21 protein-coding genes are annotated in these 23195 nt (G+C 46.2%); 12 read left to right on the top strand and 9 right to left on the bottom strand.

Annotated elements, in window-relative coordinates; translation table 11 throughout:
• Positions 1–161: 161 nt before the first annotated feature.
• From flgM to Q1Q15_RS16345, 3 genes are read right to left on the bottom strand one after another with little or no spacing between them, the layout of a single operon-like run.
• Positions 162–476 (bottom strand): flagellar biosynthesis anti-sigma factor FlgM, encoded by a 315-nt coding sequence (gene flgM, locus Q1Q15_RS16355; protein WP_300462276.1) that lies wholly within the window; start codon positions 474–476, stop codon positions 162–164.
• Between the two features lie 13 nt (positions 477–489).
• Positions 490–912, bottom strand: coding sequence for a DVU0524 family FlgM-associated protein (locus tag Q1Q15_RS16350; RefSeq protein WP_300462273.1), 423 nt, complete (start codon positions 910–912; stop codon positions 490–492).
• Between the two features lie 59 nt (positions 913–971).
• Complete coding sequence (locus tag Q1Q15_RS16345; protein WP_300462270.1) at positions 972–2261, bottom strand: class II fructose-bisphosphate aldolase; 1290 nt, start codon at positions 2259–2261, stop codon at positions 972–974.
• Positions 2262–2560: 299 nt separating this feature from the next.
• On the opposite strand from Q1Q15_RS16345, the gene Q1Q15_RS16340 reads away from it, so the two are divergent.
• The 4 genes from Q1Q15_RS16340 (at position 2561) to Q1Q15_RS16325 (ending at position 7184) form a co-directional block, all read left to right on the top strand.
• Positions 2561–3145, top strand: a complete 585-nt coding sequence (locus tag Q1Q15_RS16340) for a TetR/AcrR family transcriptional regulator (protein ID WP_300462268.1) — start codon at positions 2561–2563, stop codon at positions 3143–3145.
• A 149-nt stretch (positions 3146–3294) separates the two neighbouring features.
• Positions 3295–5358 carry a (Fe-S)-binding protein gene (locus Q1Q15_RS16335; RefSeq protein ID WP_300462265.1) on the top strand — a complete coding sequence of 688 codons (2064 nt, stop codon included), beginning with the start codon at positions 3295–3297 and terminating at the stop codon, positions 5356–5358.
• Between the two features lie 69 nt (positions 5359–5427).
• Positions 5428–6213, top strand: coding sequence for an electron transfer flavoprotein subunit beta/FixA family protein (locus Q1Q15_RS16330; protein ID WP_300462262.1), 786 nt, complete (start codon positions 5428–5430; stop codon positions 6211–6213).
• Between the two features lie 2 nt (positions 6214–6215).
• Positions 6216–7184 (top strand): electron transfer flavoprotein subunit alpha/FixB family protein, encoded by a 969-nt coding sequence (locus tag Q1Q15_RS16325; RefSeq protein ID WP_300462259.1) that lies wholly within the window; start codon positions 6216–6218, stop codon positions 7182–7184.
• Positions 7185–7237: 53 nt separating this feature from the next.
• On the opposite strand, the gene larA is transcribed toward Q1Q15_RS16325, so the two are convergent.
• From larA to Q1Q15_RS16310, 3 genes are read right to left on the bottom strand one after another with little or no spacing between them, the layout of a single operon-like run.
• Positions 7238–8482, bottom strand: a complete 1245-nt coding sequence (gene larA / locus Q1Q15_RS16320; RefSeq protein WP_300462256.1) for a nickel-dependent lactate racemase — start codon at positions 8480–8482, stop codon at positions 7238–7240.
• Between the two features lie 13 nt (positions 8483–8495).
• The gene (locus tag Q1Q15_RS16315) at positions 8496–9443 is read right to left on the bottom strand and encodes a hydrogenase iron-sulfur subunit (protein ID WP_300462253.1); all 948 of its coding nucleotides are present in this window, start codon (positions 9441–9443) and stop codon (positions 8496–8498) included.
• A gap of 17 nt (positions 9444–9460) precedes the next feature.
• Positions 9461–10894 (bottom strand): FAD-linked oxidase C-terminal domain-containing protein, encoded by a 1434-nt coding sequence (locus Q1Q15_RS16310; RefSeq protein ID WP_300462251.1) that lies wholly within the window; start codon positions 10892–10894, stop codon positions 9461–9463.
• 211 nt (positions 10895–11105) lie between these two features.
• On the opposite strand from Q1Q15_RS16310, the gene Q1Q15_RS16305 reads away from it, so the two are divergent.
• Both Q1Q15_RS16305 and Q1Q15_RS16300 read left to right on the top strand, forming a co-directional pair.
• Positions 11106–13043 carry an ASKHA domain-containing protein gene (locus Q1Q15_RS16305; RefSeq protein ID WP_300462248.1) on the top strand — a complete coding sequence of 646 codons (1938 nt, stop codon included), beginning with the start codon at positions 11106–11108 and terminating at the stop codon, positions 13041–13043.
• Complete coding sequence (locus tag Q1Q15_RS16300) at positions 13040–14587, top strand: ASKHA domain-containing protein (RefSeq protein WP_300462246.1); 1548 nt, start codon at positions 13040–13042, stop codon at positions 14585–14587. Before Q1Q15_RS16305 ends, Q1Q15_RS16300 begins: the two co-directional genes overlap by 4 nt.
• Before the next feature lie 262 nt (positions 14588–14849).
• Here the strand turns inward: Q1Q15_RS16300 and Q1Q15_RS16295 are convergent, their stop codons facing one another.
• Positions 14850–15578, bottom strand: a complete 729-nt coding sequence (locus Q1Q15_RS16295; protein WP_300462244.1) for an RluA family pseudouridine synthase — start codon at positions 15576–15578, stop codon at positions 14850–14852.
• Between the two features lie 380 nt (positions 15579–15958).
• Between Q1Q15_RS16295 and Q1Q15_RS16290 the strand changes: the two genes are divergently transcribed.
• The 6 genes from Q1Q15_RS16290 (at position 15959) to Q1Q15_RS16265 (ending at position 21860) form a co-directional block, all read left to right on the top strand.
• Positions 15959–16420, top strand: a complete 462-nt coding sequence (locus tag Q1Q15_RS16290; protein WP_300462241.1) for a YaiI/YqxD family protein — start codon at positions 15959–15961, stop codon at positions 16418–16420.
• A 55-nt stretch (positions 16421–16475) separates the two neighbouring features.
• Positions 16476–18098 (top strand): glutamate formimidoyltransferase, encoded by a 1623-nt coding sequence (gene ftcD, locus Q1Q15_RS16285; protein ID WP_300462239.1) that lies wholly within the window; start codon positions 16476–16478, stop codon positions 18096–18098.
• Between the two features lie 10 nt (positions 18099–18108).
• Entirely contained in the window at positions 18109–19287 is a 1179-nt protein-coding gene (locus tag Q1Q15_RS16280; protein WP_300462236.1) for an ATP-grasp domain-containing protein, read from the top strand.
• A 277-nt stretch (positions 19288–19564) separates the two neighbouring features.
• Positions 19565–20029, top strand: a complete 465-nt coding sequence (locus Q1Q15_RS16275; protein WP_300462234.1) for a superoxide dismutase, Ni — start codon at positions 19565–19567, stop codon at positions 20027–20029.
• Between the two features lie 229 nt (positions 20030–20258).
• Positions 20259–21425 carry a beta-ketoacyl synthase N-terminal-like domain-containing protein gene (locus Q1Q15_RS16270; protein ID WP_300462232.1) on the top strand — a complete coding sequence of 389 codons (1167 nt, stop codon included), beginning with the start codon at positions 20259–20261 and terminating at the stop codon, positions 21423–21425.
• A 3-nt stretch (positions 21426–21428) separates the two neighbouring features.
• The gene (locus tag Q1Q15_RS16265; RefSeq protein WP_300462229.1) at positions 21429–21860 is read left to right on the top strand and encodes a zinc ribbon domain-containing protein; all 432 of its coding nucleotides are present in this window, start codon (positions 21429–21431) and stop codon (positions 21858–21860) included.
• Between the two features lie 115 nt (positions 21861–21975).
• Here Q1Q15_RS16265 and Q1Q15_RS16260 read toward each other — a convergent pair whose 3' ends face one another.
• A complete protein-coding gene (locus tag Q1Q15_RS16260; RefSeq protein WP_300462227.1) occupies positions 21976–22452 on the bottom strand; it encodes a ferritin family protein in 477 nt (158 codons plus the stop codon).
• On the bottom strand, positions 22436–23191 hold the full coding sequence (locus tag Q1Q15_RS16255) for an RNA methyltransferase (protein ID WP_300462224.1): 756 nt from the start codon (positions 23189–23191) through the stop codon (positions 22436–22438). Before Q1Q15_RS16255 ends, Q1Q15_RS16260 begins: the two co-directional genes overlap by 17 nt.
• Positions 23192–23195: the final 4 nt, after the last annotated feature.

Genomic DNA, 23195 nt, shown 5'->3' with positions numbered 1-23195 from the left:
CTCCTTTTTACTTAGATACACTAATATGATGTAATAAGCAAAAGGTATGCCAGGGAAGGTGTAATTATTGGTCAGATGAAAAATTGTATAAAATCAGATACTTTCGTTCGTGTCACCGAAACGGCCATTTAAAAAAAAAGAATACCGGGAAAATATTTCTATTACGCCACCCCATTCATAAAAGATCCCACCATTTTTTCGGCAATGGTTTCCGCATTCATGGTGTATTGACCGGTTTCAACCTTTAATTTGATATCTGCCACATAGTTTTTTCTGTCAGCCGGGTCTGTCTCCATGGCTTTGGATATTTTTTGAAGATCTTTGGTTCGGTCAGAGAAGCTGATGGAGTCAGTCTTTGTTTCATTCACGACCTGATCCGCTGTTTTTTGGGATTTCAAATTTTGATTGGCAGCAGTGTTTGCCGGGTTGGTATAGGCTTGATTGATGTAATGGGGAGTAGAATTTGCTATTTTCATGATGTGTGTCTCCTTATAACTCCATATTGCTGTCCGCGACTTCTCTTGCCAATTCCGTCATTCGCTTGACAATGAATTTTGAATCTTCAACAGATAATATATGGGTTGCTTTTTGATTGTTCTCATCAATCACAGTATAGGTGAACTGAGTTTTATCTTTTGTGAAATTAATCTTTTTACCAAGTTCTTTTTCAATTTGACTGGTGATCTCTTCTTCGTTTTTTTCTTTCGGCCCTTCCGTAATAATCTTGTCCACAATATTTGCGGCAACCTTATCGATAATCGCCTTTCTTTTTCCTTCAGAGGAGAGGGTCACGCTGTCAGCAGACGGTTTGTTCATGGCGGCAGATTTGTTTCGGCTGAGTATTCTGCCCTGGCTCAGTTGCCGGGAGTAAACTTTCAGGACATTTTGTATCTGGTATGACGGTATCTGCATTTAATTTTCTCCTTAAAACTCATTATCGGTATGAGAAAATTAAAACTTTAATATTATTTTCAATCATCAAAGTTTCCCTTGGGACCCTTGTCAGTGTTGATATCTGTGGCTTTCTCCAATATTTTTTCTTTGGTCCAGTCCATTTCGGATTCAATTTTTTCAGCCTTGAAACCCGGATCATGGGAGTTGTTTTTTATAATTTCATCGATCACGATGGGGGCGGTATCTGTCGCGTTAAAAACCGTGGTGAGCAGACCAAACACAAAGGTCTCAACCCCCTTTGCCATTCTGTCCCGGATGTCTTTTGGCTGGGCCAGAAATTTGCTTTCAAAGGGAAGGTTCAATTTTTTAAAGTCCCCGCCTTTTAAATTATTGGCTTGGGCAAAGGCCTGCATTTCAGCCCATAACGTCTCTGAAACGCCCTGGTCGCTGTGTTTGATAAACTGACCCTTGTCCAGGATGGCGTTCCCGTAATCATTGACTTCAACCCCCCAGGAGATCATTTGCAGGGCCGTTGCCACATTGGCTTTGGTTGTCCGGGTTTTTGAGGCGATCTCCCGGAGCCTGTCGGAATTGTTCCCTGAGGTACCGTGCTGTGCCCCGGAAACTTTATATTTGGAAAGGGCCTCATGGATTTGTGCGGTCAACTCGACATTGATACCGGTATCACTGGCTTCAATGCCATGGGTGGTACCATTATTTAAGGCAATCCAGTTGGGAAAAATATTGTGGGCATTGAGTCCCTGGATAAGGAAACAGGCTTCTTGTGCCGTTGAAAGCCCCAGTTTGCCTTTTATTTCACCGACTTCTGTTTCAAGGCCGGCCCAGTCAGGAATATACGGATACAAAGCAAGGTTTGCCAGCAGGTTCTGCTCATCCGGCATATGGGAGGCATCAATGGCAATGGACGTAATTCCCGCGTCAAATAAGGACTGGATTTCAGTTTTAGCCGGGTCTATGTCTTCGGGGGTTTTTATCCCAAAATGATCGGCATGGATGGCCACGGGAATCGTAATTCCCAGTTCGTTCATGAAGGCATCTGTCTGTCGGGCAATATTCCATAAATTTACTGCGCAATAGGCCCCTGTCCCCCCTTCTGATCTGGCAATTTCAATGATAATGGCTGCATTGGCCCGTTGGGCAGCGGCCAGGGCACCCCGAATCACAAAAGCGTTACGCCCGTTGGCAGCAATGGTCATGCAGTTGCCCTTGCGCAACATGGCCAGATCAATATATTTTCCACTGACCAGCAGTGCTTTGGAGTGGGGAAACAGTGTCTTTACATTAGGGGGCCTGCCGATATCAAGTGCTTTTTCAAAATCTGAAGCGGTTATTTTTGAGTGTATCATGTCACCCTCCTTGATTTTCTGGGATTATGGTAAATGAAGATCTGTCATTTTTTACATGAAACCGGTTTAAAATCAAGATATATTGAAGAATGAATGAATGTTCATGTTTGTATTGTCCACATTGAATTAAAGTGATTTTAAAAACCAAAAAAATAAGATTCTATAACTATCTGTAAAATTAGATTAAATATTATATGGAGAAGGAGGTATCAATAATCATAATCCCCTTGACATTTATAAAAATCTTTTGTTAAATAATGAATCTTTATTCATTCATATTTAGGAAGGGTTGAACCGGTTTGCAGAAAAATAAAACGGAAAAATATCATAACATACTCAACAGTGCCGGGGCCGTGTTTGCGGAACTTGGATTCTACAAGGCAACCATCTCCCAGATAGCCGCCCAGGCCGGTGTAGCAGACGGAACCTTGTATTTGTATTTTAAAAATAAAGACGACATTTTATACCAGTTCATCACGTTTAAAACCACTGTTGTGTTTAAAAAAATGCATGCGGCCGTTGAAAAGGGTCGAAATGCCGAAGAGAAACTCCGTCGGCTAATTCACTGTCATCTTGAGGAATTTCAAAATGATAAAAACATGGCCATTATTTTCCAGTCAGAAGTCCGGTATTTAAGGGATATTGAGTTTCAGATTAAAGATATATCAAAAATGTATCTGGATCTTTTGTCAGATATCATTGAGCAGGGCCAGATTGAAGGCACCATTCGCCAGGACCTTTTTGTCGGTCTGGTGAAACGGTTTATTCTGGGTGCAGTCGAAGGGGTCATCAGTACCTGGGTGTCGGCTGATGGCAGGTATGATCTGGTTTCAATGGCAGATCCGCTGGTGGATCTTTACCTGACGGGTGTCAGGGGTCAGTGATGGGGTTTTAATGGTTTAATGAGATATAGCATTTGAATGACATAAATTTTTTGAATACTGTTTTTTACTTGACGTGTTCGGTCATGTTTATTAAAGCTTTTTGAGTTTTATTCATTACGCTTAAAAAAAATATTTGGGAGGTAAGAAGTATGTCTTCAATAATCGGGCCGGCAAGTTTCAAGTTTTTCGGGATATTTCCCGCGGCCATATTATCATTTGTGTTGCCTATCATCGGGGTAGGCGTGTTCACGTACATTATGGCCCGGCGGATTGCACCCCTGGTAAGGGCGAACCCGGATAACCGGTTTGATCAAATTGGACAGCGGGTCAAAAATCTTGTTGTTATCTGGCTGGGACAGATGCGGCAGCCCCGGTATATGCTGGCAGGCGTGCTGCATATCATGATCTTCGCCGGGTTCTTAATCCTGTCCATTCGGTCGACCTCACTGGTGATCATTGGTGTCTCGGATGGATTTGTACTCCCCGGGTTGGGGGGGGTGTTGGGCGATATCTATAATTTTGTTAAAGATTATGCCGCAACCCTTGTCCTTGTCGCGTGTATCATTGCCGCTGTCCGAAGGGGCATCTATAAACCCAAACGGTATGATGTTCCTGAAAAATACGGCCATGACCATACGGCAGAAGCGGTTTTTGTGTTGGGTATTATTGCCACCCTCATGATATCGGAAAGTCTTTATGAAGCCTCTGAGCTGGCATATGAATTTCAGCATACCGGGGTGGAACATTTTCTGGCGCCGTTGTCTCTGGTCTGGATTTTTAAAGGCATGCTGGCATCCGCGTCTCAAAATCTACTCCAGGGACTTCATATCTTCACCTATTTTGTTCATGATTTGACGTTTTTCTTCTTCCTTTGCTTTTTGCCTTTGGGAAAACATTTTCACGTCATCACCTCTATTTTTAATGTGTTTTTCATGCGGGTCAAAAAAGGCAATATCAAGCCGGTCATGCATGGGGTCTCTGATGATCGACTGGATGATCTTGAGTCCTTTGGTGTCAAAACCCTGGAAGATTTTACCTGGAAGCATATGCTGGATTTCTACTCGTGTGCGGATTGTGGCCGATGCTCTGATCAATGTCCTGCCAATGCAGTGGGCCGGCCCTTATCCCCCCGGTTTATCACCATCAAGGCCAGGGATTTGATCTTTAAGAATTATCCGTTTTCCGGAGAAATTTACAAGAGCAAATTATTGGTGGAAGATATTTATACGGAAGATGAAATCTGGTCCTGTACCACCTGCGGTGCCTGTGAAGAAGAGTGCCCGCTGGGAATCGAATATATTGATAAAATGGTTGACCTTCGACGGGGGATGGTGGATGAAGGCATGGTACCCCAGTCTCTGCAAAAACCGTTAAAAGCCCTTGAAAAACGGGGAAACCCCTATGGGAAAATGGAGAAAAAGCGGGCAGAATGGGCCAATGATAAAGAATTTAAAGCCAACTGGCAGATTAAAGACCTTGCCAAGGATGCAGCCGACACCCTCTATTTTGTAGACAGTATTACATCCTATGATGATAATATCCAGGAGATCGCCAGACGGACATCAATTATCCTCAACAAGGCCGGGGTTGATTTCGGTATCCTGGGTAAACTGGAAAAAGACAGTGGAAACGAAGTGTTGCGGTTTGGTGAAGAAATGCTGTACCAGGATCTGAAAGCCCAAAATACCGAGGCTATTTTGGAAACAGGGGTAAAACAGATCGTAACAGCAGATCCCCATGCCTATAATGCATTGAAAAATGATTATACGGGTCTGCCGCCGGTCAAGCATATCAGTCAGGTGGTTGCGGAGAAAATAGCCGCAGGGGAGCTTGACCTGAAGCCCTGTCAAAATCCGGATGCGGTGTATGTGTATCATGATCCCTGTTACCTGGGACGTCATAACGGGATATATGAAGATCCCCGACAGGCCCTTGATGCCATTGACGGGTTAACCCGGGTAGAGCTTGAAAAGAGCCGGGATCGATCCTTTTGCTGTGGCGGAGGGGGGCTGATGCTCTTCTATGAACCGGAAGAAGAAACAAGAATGGGCGTTTTAAGAGTGAATATGGCTGCTGAGGCCGGCGCAACGGTTATTGTGACGGCCTGTCCTTTCTGCCTGGTCAATATCCAGGATGCCATCAAGGTTGCAGGCAAAGAAGGAGAGATGGAAGCGTTGGATTTTACAGAACTCATTGAGCAGCATCTTGCTTAACAATAAATGTGTTACGGGTTTCTAAGGTTAAAAAACCTGTGACGATTACTTGATTTAAAGGAGACAATAATGGAGATTTTGGTATGTGTCAAGCGAGTGCCCGATACTGCTGAGAATGAATTTGAACTCAACAGTGCCGGAAATGATCTTGATCGAGATGACTTGGTTTATTCAGTGAATGAATGGGATAACTATGCGGTTGAAGAAGCGATTCAGATCGTGGATAACGTTGGCGGAAATGTGACGGTTATCACGGTGGGTGATGATGAATCCGAAGAAGTGCTGCGGCGTGAAATGGCAATGGGTGCCAATGACGGCATCCTCCTTTCCGATGATGCATTTGAGGCATCTGATGGGAAGGGAATTGCCACTATCCTTAAGGCAGAAATCGAAAAAGGCAACTACGACCTGATCATGACCGGGGCCCAGGCAGATGAAGGGGCCGGTCAGGTGGGGGGAATGGTGGCTGCCATGCTGGACATGCCCTACGCCTCATTGGTGAATAAAATTGAGGTCGGTGATGGTAAAATTATAGTGGGCAGAGAAATCGAGGGTGGAAACCAGGAAATGAATGAAATAGAACTGCCCTGTGTTCTTTCCATTCAGACGGGTATTAATGAACCCCGTTATGTGGGCATCCGCGGTATCAGAAAAGTGGCCAGTGTGGATATCCCTGTAAAGGGAGCAGGTGATCTCGGTATTGATGCCGGCAGTGTGGGTAATGCCGGCGCAAAAACCCGGAGAGTCGATTATTTTGTACCGGATATGGGGGATGGTGCGGAAATGCTTGAAGGCTCCACGGGTGAGATTATTGAAAAATTGATTGAGAAGCTTAAAGCAAAAGGAGGGCTCTAATCATGACACAAATTTTTGCATATATTCCATTTAACAACGGTGCTGCTGAAGACGTGGCATTGGAGTTCCCTTCAGCTGCCAAAAAAATTGATGAGAGTGCTTCTTTAACGGCTGTTGTCGTCGGATCAGGGGCTGATGTGGATGCCGTGGCCAACGAGATGACCAGCGTTTATTCAGAGGTTATTAAAATTAATCAGGCAGATTTTGCCTATCCCAATGCCGAAGTCATCAGGAAAGCCCTGGTGAATGTTATTCCGGCCGATGCTATTTTTCTTGTGCCCCACAATACTTTTGGAATGGATCTGGCACCCGGTCTTTCCGTTAAAATGGATTCATCCTATGCAGCAGATATTGTTGATTTTGAAGGGATCGACGGAACCGCCCTGAAAGCGGTTCGCCAGGAACTTGGCGGGGCTGTCAGTACCCATGTGACCATTGATATCGCTTCCGGCGCTGTCATCAGCATCAGACCCGGATCTTTTGCACCGGTTGAGGGGGGGGCTGCCGGCGGATCTATTATTGATAAATCCGGTGATGCCGGAGACCTGTCCTCAAAAAGAAAATTCCTTGAACTTGTTGCGGCAGAAGTGGGGGATGTCGATATTACCAAATCCGATGTACTGGTATCTGTTGGCCGGGGAATTGAGGATGAAGAAAATATTGAAATTGCCCAGGAACTGGCCGAAGCCATGAAATCGGTTGTGTCCTGTTCAAGGCCCATTGTTGATGCCAAATGGCTGGAAAAATCCCGCCAGGTCGGCACCTCCGGCCAGACGGTTAAACCCAAGGTATACATGGCCATGGGGATATCCGGTTCCTTCCAGCATATGGGCGGTGTAAAGGGCAATCCGTTCATCGTTGCCGTTAACAAGAACCCCAAAGCCCCTATTTTTCAGGTGGCGGACGTGGGTATTGTGGCAGATATCCTTGAGTTTATGCCGGAACTTACCGAAGCGATTAACGACCTTTAACGATCCATAAAAAGCGCATTAAAATAAGGGACCTGATCTAGGGAAAAGGTCCCTTATTTCATCAAGGGGACGGTGAGCCCGCCATCCATCAAAAACAGGACGGTGGCATCCCGGCCTTTTTCTTCCAGGGCCTTGTCAACAGCCGTCTGCAGGTCTTTAAACGGTTTGATGAATAATTTTGAAATGAGGTCTGGATCTACGTCCGTTACTCCCCACATTTGTGCCCAAAGTCCGATTTCAGCCATTTTAGCCGCTTTGTGATACCCTAAAACATATCCTCGTTTAATGGTTTCAAGGGCTGCTTCAGGCGTGTCACTGGACCCCAGGAGATCGGCAAAGGCCTTGCCGCCGATACCGCACCGGCATTTTGCCACCAGGATCATGATCCCGTCTTTTTTCAGGGCCAGCTTTGCATTGTCAATGCCTTTCTGGGCCTGGTACAGGTCAATATCCTGGGGAAATGTTACCACGGATACCACAATATCGGCTTTGGCCGTTAAAGGGGCTGCAAATACCTCGTTGGCCCGGGCAATGGCGGCATGAAAGGAATCATGAATGTGGCCGCAGCAGGCGGCATAAACATTATGGTGCTTGTCCAGGACTGTCATGATGGAGAAGATATCCTGTTTGACGGTTTTAATGGCATCCATCATATCTTCATGAACCGGGTTGCCGTCAAGGGCCAAAGCCCTGGCTTCGGGAACAAGGGCCAGCTTGTGGTTCTGCTCGATGGTGCCATACCCGGCAATCCCCGGTAAAAAGGATTTTCTTCCCCCGGTATACCCGGCAAAATAATGGGGCTCCACAGAAGAAATAATGATAATCTTGTCAGCTTCAACCCCGGCCTTGTTGACATACATATCTGTTCCATTGGTGGAGGTGCCCAGGAATACCAGGTCTTCGGTGGCCCTGGCATCATGAACAATAATCCGGTCCTTTATGTCGGGATAAAAAGAACCGAAAATCTGAAGATATTCCTCCGGTGACGGTCCCCTGTGGGCCCCGGTGGCAATAATGAAATTAAAATCCGTGTGTTGTAATTCATCAAAGATAAACCCGATAATTTTTTGTGTGGGGGTGGGTCTCGTGGCATCATTGACAATGACCAGCACCTTTTTTGCCCCCCTTAAAAATTCAATAAACGGTTTGCTGTTGATGGGCTGATGGATGGCCGTGAGAATGGTTTTGTCTTCATTATCGATGTTGACATCATTGGCTTCAAGAAAATCAACCTTGACAGCATCGCTGATGTCAACGGCCAGGGTACCCTCTTTCCCATAGGGAACATTAACCTTCATACCCGTTTCTCCCTTATCGTATGGGGCCCAGTTGATTGAGCGTGTCAATAAATGTATCAATTTCCGCCTGGAACAATGTCTTGTCCCCGGCCGGGATCTGGACGAGCTGAATTCTTTCCGGGTTGATATCGATGCTTTTGAAGGTATTGCGTAGGGTCTCAATGACCTTTTTGGCCCTCAGGTTGCCATCATGCCGGCAGTCACCGTCCGGACAGACCGCGGCCATCACCCCCCAGGCATTGTGAAGAAAGGGGGCCATGAGCAGGTGTGCGCCAAGACGTCCCCCGCACATGTTTACCAGGATTTCATACCCCTTGTCCCTGGTCTCGGATTCCGGGAGCAGGGATGCCTGAAGTTCGGGGTAATAGGACCAGTTACAGGCAAAAATGATGGCCTTGGCCGATTCATGGGTGTCTAAAAAGGTGGCGGCCCTCTCAATCAAATTGTCACTGTTGGTTCCAAAATCATTTTTAATTTTAGCGGCTCCTGCGGGACAGACATCAAGGCAGATACCACAGGACTGGCATTTGGTCGGATCCGTGGCAATCCCTTTCCCGTCATAGAACCGGGCATCATGGGGGCAGGATCCCACACAAATGAGACAGCGGGCGCAATTTAATTCGGTTGTCGAGGTGGTTCCAGGGCCTTTGAGCCCCATTTCAACAAGATCTTTTTTCGCATCAATAAAAATTTCAGTTAAGGGAACCCCTGAAGAACAGGCCGCTTCACATCGGCCACAAAAAAAACAGGAAAACATTTTATCTGCTGCTGATTCCGATGGTTCAACCTCTCCGGATAACAGTCCGAAAGCGGTAATGATTTTTGCCCTTGGGGCATCAGATTCCCAGCTGGTGTGCTTGAACATGGGGCAGTGTTCAAAACAATATCCGCATCGGATACAATTGGCCAGGGTGCTTTGCCATTTTTCAAGGTGTTTGAAGTCTTTTGTTTTTTTTTCCATGGGAGTCACCTTTTAGTTTAACTGTTCACAGAATATCTCAAGTTGGTTGCCGTCACCCAGTTCTCAGGTGCCTGGCTGAGTTTTCCAGGGTTCAGGATATTATGGGGATCGATGGCTTTTTTAATACTGGCTAAAAGCGTTAAGGAATCTGATTTCTCAAGCTTAAAGGATGCGGCTTTGGAAAGACCGATACCATGCTCAGCACTGGTCGTCCCATTAACAGACCGGACATAGTCGTAGACCTCTGTGATGGCTTGTTTTGCATCATCCCACTGATCTTTTCGTCTGGTGTCCATTAAAATCTTGGTGTGCATGCATCCGGAACCGCAATGACCGTAAGCCGTCATGACAATGTGGTGCCGATCCGCTATTTCATGGATTTTTTCGGCCATTTCCGCCATTTTTGAGTATGGAACGGCCATGTCATCGGCAAGGGCGGTGCTGGCCAGGTTGTCGTCATATTTAGAGAGTGCGGGAAAGAGTTTCTTCCGTCCCATAAATATTTTTTCCCTTTCTTTGGGATCATAGCTGGCGTATATATCCTGGCCGTTGTGTTGCTTACAGATGGCCTTCATCTTGTTGATTTCATAATCCACGGCTTCCTGTACCATGCCGTCTGCTTCAAAAATCAATGCCGCTGCCACCTCTTTAAGGCCCAGGTTCATGGTTTTATTGACCGCTTTGATGGCCACGGAATCCACCAGTTCCAGCATGGAGGGAACGGCACCGGCTGCCATAATGGACCCGATGGCATCACCGGCATCTTTAAGGGAGTCGAAATTGGCCACCCCCATGCACCTGAATTCCGGGATGGGCACAAAGCTTAGCGTGGCTTCCACCACGATGCCCAGGGTGCCTTCAGACCCCACCATGAGTTTGTGAAGCTGGTAACCCGAGGCTTCAACCCTGGTGCGGGCACCCAGATGGACCAGATCCCCATTTGCCAGAACCACTTGCATGCCAAGAACCGCATCCCGAGTGGCCCCATATTTTACAGACCGGACCCCACTGGCATTATTGGCTATTTCACCCCCAATGGTGGCAATTCGGCTGGATGCCGGTGTGGGCGGATAAAATACCCCGTATGGTTTTAAGGCCAGGTTCAGGTCATCGTCAACAACACCGGGCTCAACCCGGCAGTAGACATCCTTAAGATTGATTTCCAGAATTTTGTTCATTCGCTTCATGTCAAGGATAATGCCGCCCTGGATCGGAACGGTCTGACCGCACATTCCCGAACCGCCCCCCCGGGCCGTCACCGGGATCATATCCTGGTTTGCGTATCTCATGATGTCCTGCACCTGCCGGGTCGTTTCCGGCCTGACAATCGCCCAGGGCATGGCATGATGGACAGAAGAATCAGATCCATAAATATACAGGTCGGAAGGATCTGTTTTTATATTGTGTTCCCCCACAATGTTTTTTAATCGGGTTTCATCAATCTTTTTCATTCGGGTCCCCTTTTGATGAATCAATTATATGTACTAAATCATTTTTAGTGATACAAATTCAATACTTCCATAATGAGGTGAAAATTTCAATGGTAATCGAAGGTACAGGTACGATTATTTTGTAACTCAACTTGCCAAATCAATGCGAGAATGGTTATACTCTTTACGATTTTTTACAATTAAACAAACGCATTCAAAAAAGGATGTAACGATGACATATTCAGTAAAATTTTTGCCTTATAACGTAAGCGTTGAGGTTGATGATAAAGAGAGCCTGATCCGGGCGGCCATGGACGCGGGTGTTCACATTAACGCGTCCTGTGGCGGCGGCGGTGTCTGCGGTAAATGCAGGGTGTTGATTGAAGAGGGAATGGTTGAAGGGGGTATTTCAGAACATCTTAGCAGGGAAGACCAGGAAAAAGGGTATCGGCTGGCCTGTATGTCTGAAATTGTCTCTGATCTGGTGGTGAGAATTCCGGTTGAGTCCGAGATTGAAACCAGCCGGTTAAATGTCCATGCCGGCAACCGGCATACGGCAAAAATCATGTACTCCAATATTGATGAACTCCGGAAGGACGGGATGTTTGCCCCGCCAGTGGAAAAGATTTATCTGGAACTGGATTCGGCAACTGTTGAAGATAATCAGGCAGATGTGGCACGGATTATCAATTATCTTCGCCTTAAACATGATGAGCACCGCCTGACCATGGGCCTGGCATTGATCCGGAAAGTATCTGATATCCTCAGGGAAGGCGACTTTAAGGTCACAGTAACCATTGTCAGACCGGTCAGAAAAGATGGACAAAATGAGATCGTCAACATCGAACCCTTTGACACCAGGGATAGAAATTTTGCCATTGCAGTGGATATTGGAACCACCACGGTCTTTGGACAAGTCCTTGATCTGCAGACCGGTGAGGTCCTCGCCCAGCAAGGCGAATTCAACAGCCAGATCAGCTATGGTGAAGATGTGATTTCACGGATTATTTTTGCTGAAAAGGCTGATGGGCTTGACATTCTTCATCAACGCGTCATAGACACCATTAATAAGATTCTTGGGATGATTATTAAAAAAGCCGGTATCGGCAAACACGAGGTGACCACCATAACCCTTGCCGGAAACTCCACCATGACCCAATTGCTGTTAAAAATAAACCCCAGTTATATCCGTCGTGATCCCTATGTGCCGGCATCCATCATGTATCCGCCATTCCATGCTTCCGAGATCGGCATTGATCTGGCAGATCATACCATTGCCTTGATTTTTCCGGGGGTTTCCAGCTATGTGGGCGGTGATATCATCGCCGGTATCATGGCTTCCGGCATTTACAGAACCGATAAGCTGACCTTGTACATGGATATTGGGACCAATGCGGAAATCGCCATCGGTCATAAGGAGTGGATGGTCTGTACGGCAGCGTCCGCCGGCCCTGCCTTTGAAGGGGGCGGCGTAAAATTCGGCATGCGGGCCATCAAGGGCGCCATTGAGGATTTTTCCATTAATCCGGAAACCTATGAGCCCATGATCATCACCGTTGGCAATAAAAAGGCCAAAGGGATCTGTGGATCCGGTCTGATAACCCTTGCGGCAAAACTCCTGGAAACAGGTGTTATTGATTCCCGGGGCAGGTTCAACCGGACCCTTGGCACCCCGAGAATCCGTCAAACAGATGATATCTGGGAATATGTCATTGTTTATAAGGAAAATACCCAGATTGACCGGGATATTGCCATTACAGAACCGGATCTGGATAACCTGATCCGGGCCAAAGGCGCCATGTACGGTGCCGTATTGACCTTGCTGGAAGAAATAGGGCTGACCATAAACGATCTTGAGCGGATCATTCTTGCCGGTGGGTTTGGCAGTTATGTGGATCTGGAAAGTGCCATCACCATTGGTCTGCTGCCGGAAATCGAGCCGGATAAAGTCACGTATCTGGGGAACGGTTCTCTTCTGGGCTGCAAGATCAATTCGTTAACCAATGCGCTGCGCCGGGATGTGGCCAAGGTTGTCAATATGATGACAAACTTTGAATTGGCGTCAACCCCTTCCTATATGGATCATTATATGGGGGCCTTGTTCATGCCCCATACCAACCTTGATTATTTTCCAAAAGTCAAGGCACGCCTGGAGAGGTTGCATAAATGATGCAGAAAAAAAGGTTTGTTCGCACCGTCTGTGTTGACACCCCGAGCTTAACCGATAACACGGCAGATGACCAGCGGCTGGAAAAATCCCTTATGGATGAGTTGGGCGGGGAAGAGATTCGGGTGCCGTTACATGTCCTTAAGCATCTGCCGTCAAATTTAAGGTTATGGGCATTTCAGGCAAGGGCGGTTTTGTTTAAAGACCGTTATTCCTGGATACTGGTGGACCTTTTAGACCCCCTGTCAGCCACACCGGTCCTGGGAGTGGCCATTGATATCGGTACCACCAGAATTGTGATATCCCTGATGGATCTTGAATCAGGACAGGAGATCGGTGAAAAAGGGTTTGACAATCCCCAGGCCGTCATCGGGCCTGATGTCCTGGCAAGGATTCATTATTCTCATAAACATAACGGGCTTGCGGAATTGAATCACCTGGTGATTGAGGCGGTAAGTCAGCATATGGCTGCACTGTGCAAAGCGCACGGATACCGGAAACAAGATATTTATCTGGTTACCGCAGCCGGTAATACCGCCATGACCCATTTGTTTTTAGGGATTGAAGCGTTTGAGATGATCAAAGAACCGTATATCCCCTGTGTGAATATACCGGATACACAGTTGGCAAGGAACTTGAACCTTGATATCAATGAAAACGGGGTGGTATTTCTTTTCCCCAATATCGGCTCCTACTTCGGTGGCGATCTCATTGCCGGTATTCTTTACTCAGACCTTGACAGGAAAAAAGACCCCTGCATCCTTGTGGATGTTGGCACCAATGCGGAAATTGTTGTGGGAAACCAGGACTGGCTCATTGCCTGTGCCGGTGCTGCCGGGCCGGCCCTGGAGGGCGGTGTCAGTAAAATGGGCATGACCGCAAAGCCCGGGGTCATCGACAGGGTCTGGATTGATCCCGAATCCGGTGATCTTGCCATCCATACCCTGGACGGGGAAAAGCCCATCGGTATCTGCGGCTCCGGGATGATTGATCTGGCTGCGAGCCTGTTTTTATCCAAACGGATCGATATCCGGGGGAAATTTTCTAAACCAGCCTGTAAAAACCGGCTGTTGGAACAGGACGGGATCATGAGTTTCATCCTTGTGGATGAAACGCATTCTGCCACCGGGGAGCCCATCTGTTTAAGCCAGGTGGACCTGAATTCTTTGACCAGTTCAAAGGCCGCCATGTACACCATCCTGGAAGTGATTGTGAAAAATACCGCGGGATTGGATTTTGGAGATCTGCACACGTTTTATGTGGCAGGAACATTCGGCTCATTTATTAATCCCGTGTCGGCCATCTCCATTGGCATGCTTCCGGATATCCCGTTAGAAACCTTTGAGGTCCTTGAGAACAGCTCCCTTGGCGGTGCAAAAGTTTTGCTGAATACTCCCGGGGCCTTTGAACGGATCATGAAGATCCGGCAGTCCATTACCTATATCGAACTGAACGTCAACCAGGAATTTATGAATATGTTTTCAGGCGCCAAGTTTTACCCCCATACAGATGCATCCCGGTTTCCATCCCTGAAACATCAACCGTAAATAAGATCCGGTTGATATCGATTTTGATGAGAGTTATTTCCGAGTCCCTGACCCTATAGAAAATAGAAAGGATTTCAGGATGGACGCGTATTTGCAAAAACGATTCGGCACAATTGCCGTGGGAAGATAAGCAAAGGGTCTATCCCTTCCCGGGTGGATGAATACAAAGCGGTTTTCCTTAATATATTTCAGGTTGCGATACTGTAACCGAAAGGGCGGGGCTGTCCCTGGAAAAGGGGCCGCGGAATCGCAAAAAAATAAATTAATATCGTGGCTGTTTGTGAGCCCCGATTTCGCCCTGGGGCTTAAAATAGTTTGTGAAAAATTCGGGTATTTTAGTTTCAAACGCCATTTTTTCATTCGTAAAGGGATGTTTAAACTTGATGGAAAAAGCATGTAACCCCAAACGACCTTTCTCATTCTCACTATACTTTAAATCACCGACAATGGGATGTCCAAGTTCGGACAAGTGAACACGGATTTGATTTTTTTTACCCGTCAAAAGATCGATTTCCAGCAGACTATAGTTCTTAGAATCATTTTTTACCGTATATTTAGTCTTGGCAAACTTTCCGTCTTTCGGGTTCTCAACGGAATGCATCATATAATCTTCGCCTTCAGCAAGATAAGACTCAATGATGCCACTTTTTTTTGTTAAATTACCATGGACGATGGCCAGGTATTTTTTTTCTACATCGTCCCATTGGCTTGCCAGTTTTTCACGAATTTTGAAACTTTTAGCAAAGACCAATACGCCTGAGGTCTCACGATCCAGACGGTGTACAACAAATAGGTTGGCCTTTGTCCTTGGATTGCCTTTTCTAACGTAATTTATAAGCAGTTGATGAGCGGTCTGTTCTTTTTCGTACTTGGCTTTAACGCTTAAAAGACCTGAGCTCTTATCAATGACAATGATGTCCCGATCCTCATACAGAATACGGATGCCGGCAGGCACATATCTGGATCTTATTTTTATTTTTGATTTAATCACATTTGTTCCTAATATGAGAATTGCTGTTTTAGCTCACGGCATAAGGAAGATACGTGGAAGTATTATAAGATGAAGGACTCAAAGTCGACGAAAGAATGAACCCGACAGTTTTGAACCGGCTATTTTTTCTTTTTTTCTTTTTTTTCTAATTTTTTTTCCTTGGCAGATTTCAAGGGTTTCTTCTTTACCGCTTTTTTTGTATCTTGTGATTTGGACATTTGTCACCTCTTTTTTATTGCCTTCGATTTGTTAGTACATTATCATCTATCATGATCAAATACAAACAATAAGTCGGGCGATTCAGTTTATAAAAATGGGTTGTCCGGTTCTGGTGGATGATATTTGCGGATAGTTTAAATTAATTTGGTTCGGGGGACTTGATGGGGGATAGAAGGATATGGGTTGATGCAGATGCATGCCCTGTGGTGATAAAAAATATTTTGTTTAAAGTTGCCCAACGGGTTGGTATTTTTTTGACACTTGTCGCAAATCAGCAAATGTATATCCCCCGTTCAAAATGGATTTCACTGATTCAAGTGGCATCGGGATTTGATGAAGCAGACAATGAAATTGTAACCAGGGTACGCCCTGGTGACATTGTAATTACAAGTGATATCCCTTTGGCAGCCCAGGTATTGGAAAAAAGAGGCCACGCACTTAATCCCCGGGGGGAGTTGTATTCCAGGGATACCATTCGTGGCGTTCTTTTGATGAGAAATTTCAAAGATACCCTTCGATCAAGTGGTATTGAAACCGGTGGTCCACCGGCACTCAACCAGAAAAATCGGAACCTGTTTGCTGCAAACCTGGACAAACTATTGCTGAAAAAAATCGGTTCCTGAGTCACATGTAAAAAGGGTCAACCCTAAAAATTGAGTTAAAAGGAAAGAAACGGGCATGAAAAAAATAGTCGAGTGTGTACCGAATTTCAGTGAAGGCAGAAACAAAGAAACCATAGATGCCATAACCGATGCCATTGGGCAGACCCAGGACTGCCGGGTTCTGGATGTCGATTCCGGACACGCCACCAACAGAACCGTCTATACCTTTGTGGGATCCCCGGATGCGGTTCTGGAAGGGGCCTTGAACGCCGCCCGGGTGGCCAGGCAAAAAATCGATATGAGAACCCACCAGGGGGAACACCATCGCATGGGTGCCCTGGATGTCTGCCCGTTTATTCCTGTGGCGGGTGTGACCATGGAAGAGTGTGTTGAAATTTCCAGGGCATTTGGCAGGCGCGCGGCAGCGGAACTGGGTATTCCCATTTACCTGTATGAAGCATCCGCCACCCTTGATTATCGCAAAAAACTGCCCCAGATCAGGGAAGGGCAGTACGAAGGCATAAAAGACAGGATCCGTACCAAAGCGTGGCAGCCGGATTTCGGGCCGGGTGAATTTATCCCCGAGTGGGGGGCAACCGTAACCGGTGCCCGGTCTTTTCTGATTGCCTATAACGTCAATCTCTTATCCACCCCCAATCAGGCCCATAGGATTGCCCTGAATTTACGGGAGGACGGCCGCGGTCCGGCTGAACCCGGAAGACTCAAAGCGGTCAAGGGCATGGGATGGTATGTGGATGACTATAATCTTGCCCAGGTCACGGTTAACCTGGAGAATTATCACATTACCCCTCCCCATATGCTGTTTGAAGAAGTTAAAAAAGATGCAAAAAAATTGAAGGTGGCCGTTACCGGATCTGAAATTGTGGGGGTGGTCCCCCTGGAAGCCCTGCTCATGGCGGCGGCGTATTATATTGAACGAGAGAACCTTTTTGTCCTGGAGGAAGACCAGAAAGTGAGGCTGGCCATTGAGCGGCTGGGCCTGAATTCCGTTGCCCCGTTCAACCCAAAAGAAAAAATTATCGAGTATATCATTGCCGAAGAAAAAAAAGAGCCCCTGGCAGGCTTGACGGTGAGACAGTTTATTGAACAGGTGGCCTCAAGAAGTTCAGCGCCGGGCGGCGGTTCGGTCTCTGCGGCCATTGCAGCCATGGGTTCGGGGCTTGGCTCTATGGTGGCCAAACTGACCCTGGGGGTTCGTAAATTTGAAGCCCTTGATTCAAGGATGCGGGAACTGGTTCCTCCCCTGCATACGGCAGCCAACGCCCTGATTTCCATGATCGATGCGGATACCCATGCCTTTATTGACTATGTGGAAGCCCTTCGCCTGCCTGAAGATACCCCGGCGCAAAAGGAACAAAAGCGTGAAAAACTGCAGCAGGGCCTGAAAAAAGCCATTGATGTTCCCTTGACCACCATGACCCTTGCTGATGCTGCCTGGGAGGCCATGGCAGGGGTTGCCCGATATGGTAATATCGCATCCAGATCTGATGTTGAAGTGGGGGCAAAGGCCCTGGAAACCGGCATCTGGGGGGCGTATAAAAATGTCCTGATCAATATGGCGGACATCACCGACCAGCCGTTCAAAAAAAAGACCCTGAAACGGGCCGAAGATATAAACACAAGGGCAGGGCATCAATGTAAAAAGGTCCTGGAAATTCTGGAAACCCGTAAAGAATAAGGTAAATATTATGTTTTTTGTAGACAAACCATACATCTCTGACTTTTTAAAACAAACGCTCAGGGACAATGCCATCCCTGTCGTTGGTACCGATATCGCCAAAAATTTAGATCTTTACAGCGGAACACCCATGATCAGTGAAACCCAGGCGATAAAAAGGATTCAAGAGACAGTCAATCCGATCATCTATACAACATCTGAAAATTCAATCGGCTGGATATCCAGGCATTTGGCCTTCAGCCATCTGCCTGAAAAAATTGAGTTGTTCAAAAACAAAGTGAAATTTCGCGAGCTGATCAAGCCCCTTTTCCCAGATTTTTACTTTAAAGCGGTTCGGGTTGAGCAGTTGAAAAAGATTCAGTTTGACCAGATTCCACTACCCATTATCATCAAGCCTGCTGTGGGATTTTTCAGTATGGGGGTGTATAAGGTTTCCCATTACGAGGAGTGGGAAAGCACCATTGATGCCATCATTGCAGAAACAGACCAAATTAAGGATTTATACCCGGAAGCGGTATTAAACATCCATTCCTTTATTATTGAGCAGTGTATCAATGGCGATGAATTTGCAGTGGATGCCTATTATAATTCCATGGGTGAACCGGTTATTGTCGGCATTTTTAACCATACATTTTCTTCGGATACCGATGTCAGTGACAGGGTTTACAGTTCATCTAAAAAGATTATTGAAACCAACCTGGAAGAATTTACAGATTTTGTCGGAAAAATCGGCCGGCTGTCCGGCGTAAGAAATTTTCCCATACATATGGAATTGAGGCGGGACAAGGATGGAACATTAGTGCCCATAGAAGTCAACCCGATGCGGTTTGGCGGGTGGTGTACGACCCCGGATATCACCTGCCGGGCCTATGGATTTAATCCCTACCTGTATTATTATGCCCAAAAAAAACCAGATTGGCCTGAACGCCTCAAGGGGAAAGACGGCAAACTGTTCAGTATTATTGTATTGGACAATTCAACCGGCATTGACGGACAAGAGATCACATCATTTGATTATGAAAAATTGGTTTCAAATTTTGAAACGCCAATGGAATTAAGAAAAATTAATTATAAAACCTACCCTGTCTTTGGGTTTTTGTTTGCGGAAACCCGGGAAGACAATTTTATCGAGCTGAAACACATACTGGATTCAGACCTGAAGGAATATATAACCACCACAACTGTATAACGGATAGTGTACCTGGCTGAAATCAATTGACCGCACACTGCTGAAAAAGCATGAAAAAGTGACTTGCACAATTGGATTTCCACGCTTATTTTATACTCAACTTTCAACGTTGGCCATTATATTGGGGTGGCAGGCTTTCCTCATGGCACTATTTGTTCATCTGGTCATGAAAAACGGATAAAAAGCACCTTAAAAAAAGCATGCCCCCATCCAGTAGCGCCAAAGACCGAACGTTGAGTTTCATATATTAACGGTTACATCAAACAAGGAGTTGGATATGAAAAAAGTATGGTTTAAAAAGATGTTGGTATCTGTTTTGGCGGTTTGGGGTCTCACAATTGCATTTTTTTTAACGACAGCATCTGCCCATTGTCAGATACCCTGCGGAATTTATAATGATGCGGCAAGAGTAGACCAAATGCTGGAAGACACAGCCACGGTATTAAAATCGTGCAAATTGATCGCAACATTATCCGGTAAAACAGATGCACAATCCCAAAATCAACTGGTTCGCTGGGTAATGAATAAGGAAGTGCATGCCCAGCGAGTGATTGCCACCATCAGCGATTATTTTTTGACCCAGCGGGTTAAAACCAGTCAGACCGATTATGTGGAACGGCTGAAAAAACACCATGCCGTTATTGTTGCTGCCATGGCGGCCAAACAGAATGCCGATGAAAAATATGCACTGGCGCTTCAGAAAACCCTAGAAGCGTTAGCCCCATATTATTCCCATCATTAGCCGTTATCTGGGGGGTGATGTTTAACTTCATTCAAAGGATTTACACATCAAGTTTCCTTTTGACTTGACCCGTCAGTCTCCATGCCCTATACTTCTTTTCTGTTTGATATATGATTAAAACAATTGCAGCTCCCCGCCCGTTAGCTTGCAAAGCAGTGATAACACATTCGAATTTCGGATTCCGGCGGAGACTGTTAACTTTCCAAGAAATTTTTGTAGGAGGTTATTTATGGGTAAAGTAGGAGTTATTGGAGTCGGCCAAAGTTCCTTTGTTCGAGGCTACCCGGGTTCGATTAAAGAGCTGGCGTTTGAAGGATTCAGTGATGCTTTAAAAGATGCGCAGATCAAAACAACAGATATCAAAGCGTCTGTCGTTTGTTCTTCCCCGGAATATGATAAACAGCGTTCAGCAGCAGGCGTAATGGCAGAATATCTGGGGATGACCCCCCAGCCCACATTCTATGTGGAAACCCTGTGTTCTTCAAGCAGCACGGGCGTTAAGCTGGCGTATGCGCTCATTGAATCCGGGCTTCATGATGTGGTTGCCGTTGTTGGTTTCCAGAAGATGTCTGAAATTTCATCAGCTGAATCACAGGAAAGAATGGGTCGAGGGGCTGATATCCAGTGGGAAAGTCCGTTTGGGACAATGATGCCGGCCTATTATGCCATGTACGCCCAGGGCCATATGGCAAAATATGGGACTACGCCGGATGATCTGGCGCTTATCCGTGTAAAATCAGCTACATACGGTCAAATTAATGAAAAGGCAGTATACCGCAAACCCGTCACCTTTGAAATGTTCCATGATCCCAAAAGTCCCATGTCAAATCCTGTTGCAAGCCCCCTTCGGGTTGGGGATTGTTGTGCAAATGCTGATGGAAGTTCCTGTATTATCCTGGGAAATGAAGAAATGACGAAGCGGTTCGCCAAAAAACCGGTATGGATCAGGGGTATCGGCGCTGCATCCACCACGGTAAACCTTGCAGGCAGAGACGTTTTCTCAGGGCTCACAGCCGGTGAACTGGCAGGTGCTGAAGCATACAAAATGGCCGGCATTACACCACAGCACATTAATGTTGCCGAGGTCCATGACTGTTTTACCATCGCAGAGATGATGGCCTATGAAAATCTTGGCTTTGCAAAGCCGGGTGAGGGAAAAGACCTGATCAAGAGCAAGGAAACCTACAAAGAGGGAAGTATTCCTGTTAACGTAGACGGTGGACTGCTCTCAAAGGGCCATCCCATCGGCGCTACCGGTGGATCACAAATGAGAACGATCGTTCTCCAGTTGAGAGGCGAGGCAGGTGAAATGCAGGTAAAAGATCCTGAATTCGGATTGGTCCATAACATCGGTGGCGTGGGTCTGTATGGTAATGTCACCATTTTTGGGAGGTAGATAATGGGAAAAAGAGAAGTAGATGACAGGTTTAAAAAATTTGGAACAGTTAGTTTTACCTCCATTACAAAGGTGAACGATTTTGTAACCAAACTTGAAGAGGGTAAAGTCAGTGGAACCTGCTGCAAGGGATGTGGAAAAAAATATTTCCCCCCCAGAGCAGATTGTGCCGAATGCCTTTCAAGGGAAATGGACTGGTTTGATGTTGAAGGAAAGGGAATCCTCCGAACTTACAGCAAACTGGAATTTGCCCCCATTGGTTTTGAGGCGGATTTACCGTATTCAATCGCCCTTCTGGATTATGGCGATTACAAGGTCTTTGGCAGATTAGACAGTTCCATCCCTGACGATGAAGTAAAAGTCGGTATGGAGATGACAACAGCGACGAATGTCCTGTCAAACGGTCAACTGAATTATATCTTCAAAAAAGCATAACGTCTGATTTCAAACGATTAAGGGGCCGGTGCAGATAGTGATCTGCCCGGCCCTTTTTTTTGTCCCGGCATTCCAGGGCATGGGCGTTGGTCCGGATGTGGAGACATCCCTGTGTTTAAACCGACGCTTCAAAGAGAGATGCCATCATGTCCGTTAATTGGTCAACATGGTTTTTTTCTTCACGGATAATTTTTTTTAATCCCTTTAATACGGTTTCATCTTCAACAAACAATTCAAGCATTTCGTAAAACAGGATGGTATCTTTTTCAAAGCTGATAAAGGTTTCCAGGAGCTCTGAAGCCGTTGTTATGGTGTTGAAATCGACATCATCAAGGGAGAGGGTTTTTTCACCCATCATGTCCTGCAACGCCTGGGGAACCATTTTTTTCAGGTTGGCCTCATCCCTTTCCAGGTAAAGGCTGTTTTTCTGGTCAGCAAACCATTGTTCGTGGATGGCTTCTTCATCTGCCATCCATTTGAGAAGGGATTTGAGTTCGTTGTGCTGGATTTTTTGAATGGAACCGGTGTAGACGGCGGCCCCATTTTTTTCCATTTTTATGGCAACTTCGAGAAGATCATTCATCGTGAACATGGGTATATTTCCTTCTTTGGTTTTCGGTCCAGTCGATTCGGCTCATAAGGCCCTGGAGAATGTTGACATCCCTGGATGACAGTCCGGCTGCACCGAAGAGCCGCCTGAAACTTCTCAACACGTGATCCGGGTTTTGTTTGTCCAGGAAATCAATGCTCATGAGGCTGTCTTTCATATGGCGAAACAAATGTTCGATTTCTTCGCCTGTTGCAAGCCGTTTAGGGGACGGATCGGAACGCTTTTCTCCCTGATCGGATTTTAAAGATACTTCATATAACAGCACGGTCAGGGCATGGCTCAGGTTCATGGACGGATAGCCATCATGGGTTGGAATGGTGATAAAATGCTGGCAAAGGTTAAGATCTTTTGTCTCAAGTCCGGTATCCTCAGGACCCATCACCAGGGCGCAATGAACGTCCTGATGGGTATTTCTTAATTTTTCGGCGGCATCCGACGGGGTGAAAAAATTTTTACGGTATTTGCCAAACCGGCGGGTCGTGCCAAAGGCAATCTGTATATCGGAAAGAGCGGCCTGGAGCGTATCAAATATTAATGCGGTTTCAAGAACCGTGAACGCGCTCAAGGCCATTTTTTTTGCCAAAAGGGATTTGTAATGTTTGGTGGGATTCACCAGGCGAAGCCGGTTGAATCCAAAATTCATCATGGTCCTGCAGACAGAGCCGATATTAATGGGTCCCTGGGGTTCAACTAAAACGATGGAAAGGTTTTCTGGTGTCATTGAT

Origin of the sequence: Desulfobacula sp. (genome assembly GCF_030145145.1) — a bacterium.
Lineage (GTDB): Bacteria > Desulfobacterota > Desulfobacteria > Desulfobacterales > Desulfobacteraceae > Desulfobacula.
The sequence above is the reverse complement of the archived record's forward strand: the minus strand, read 5'-3'. Positions and strand labels throughout refer to the sequence as shown.

Coding starts and splice junctions, on each gene's coding strand:
- flgM (WP_300462276.1), bottom strand. CDS start 476: ATGAAAATAGCAAATTCTACTCCCCATTACATCAATCAAGCCTATACC.
- Q1Q15_RS16350 (WP_300462273.1), bottom strand. CDS start 912: ATGCAGATACCGTCATACCAGATACAAAATGTCCTGAAAGTTTACTCC.
- Q1Q15_RS16345 (WP_300462270.1), bottom strand. CDS start 2,261: ATGATACACTCAAAAATAACCGCTTCAGATTTTGAAAAAGCACTTGAT.
- Q1Q15_RS16335 (WP_300462265.1), top strand. CDS start 3,295: ATGTCTTCAATAATCGGGCCGGCAAGTTTCAAGTTTTTCGGGATATTT.
- Q1Q15_RS16330 (WP_300462262.1), top strand. CDS start 5,428: ATGGAGATTTTGGTATGTGTCAAGCGAGTGCCCGATACTGCTGAGAAT.
- Q1Q15_RS16325 (WP_300462259.1), top strand. CDS start 6,216: ATGACACAAATTTTTGCATATATTCCATTTAACAACGGTGCTGCTGAA.
- larA (WP_300462256.1), bottom strand. CDS start 8,482: ATGAAGGTTAATGTTCCCTATGGGAAAGAGGGTACCCTGGCCGTTGAC.
- Q1Q15_RS16315 (WP_300462253.1), bottom strand. CDS start 9,443: ATGGAAAAAAAAACAAAAGACTTCAAACACCTTGAAAAATGGCAAAGC.
- Q1Q15_RS16310 (WP_300462251.1), bottom strand. CDS start 10,894: ATGAAAAAGATTGATGAAACCCGATTAAAAAACATTGTGGGGGAACAC.
- Q1Q15_RS16305 (WP_300462248.1), top strand. CDS start 11,106: ATGACATATTCAGTAAAATTTTTGCCTTATAACGTAAGCGTTGAGGTT.
- Q1Q15_RS16300 (WP_300462246.1), top strand. CDS start 13,040: ATGATGCAGAAAAAAAGGTTTGTTCGCACCGTCTGTGTTGACACCCCG.
- Q1Q15_RS16290 (WP_300462241.1), top strand. CDS start 15,959: ATGGGGGATAGAAGGATATGGGTTGATGCAGATGCATGCCCTGTGGTG.
- ftcD (WP_300462239.1), top strand. CDS start 16,476: ATGAAAAAAATAGTCGAGTGTGTACCGAATTTCAGTGAAGGCAGAAAC.
- Q1Q15_RS16280 (WP_300462236.1), top strand. CDS start 18,109: ATGTTTTTTGTAGACAAACCATACATCTCTGACTTTTTAAAACAAACG.
- Q1Q15_RS16275 (WP_300462234.1), top strand. CDS start 19,565: ATGAAAAAAGTATGGTTTAAAAAGATGTTGGTATCTGTTTTGGCGGTT.
- Q1Q15_RS16270 (WP_300462232.1), top strand. CDS start 20,259: ATGGGTAAAGTAGGAGTTATTGGAGTCGGCCAAAGTTCCTTTGTTCGA.
- Q1Q15_RS16265 (WP_300462229.1), top strand. CDS start 21,429: ATGGGAAAAAGAGAAGTAGATGACAGGTTTAAAAAATTTGGAACAGTT.
- Q1Q15_RS16260 (WP_300462227.1), bottom strand. CDS start 22,452: ATGTTCACGATGAATGATCTTCTCGAAGTTGCCATAAAAATGGAAAAA.
- Q1Q15_RS16255 (WP_300462224.1), bottom strand. CDS start 23,191: ATGACACCAGAAAACCTTTCCATCGTTTTAGTTGAACCCCAGGGACCC.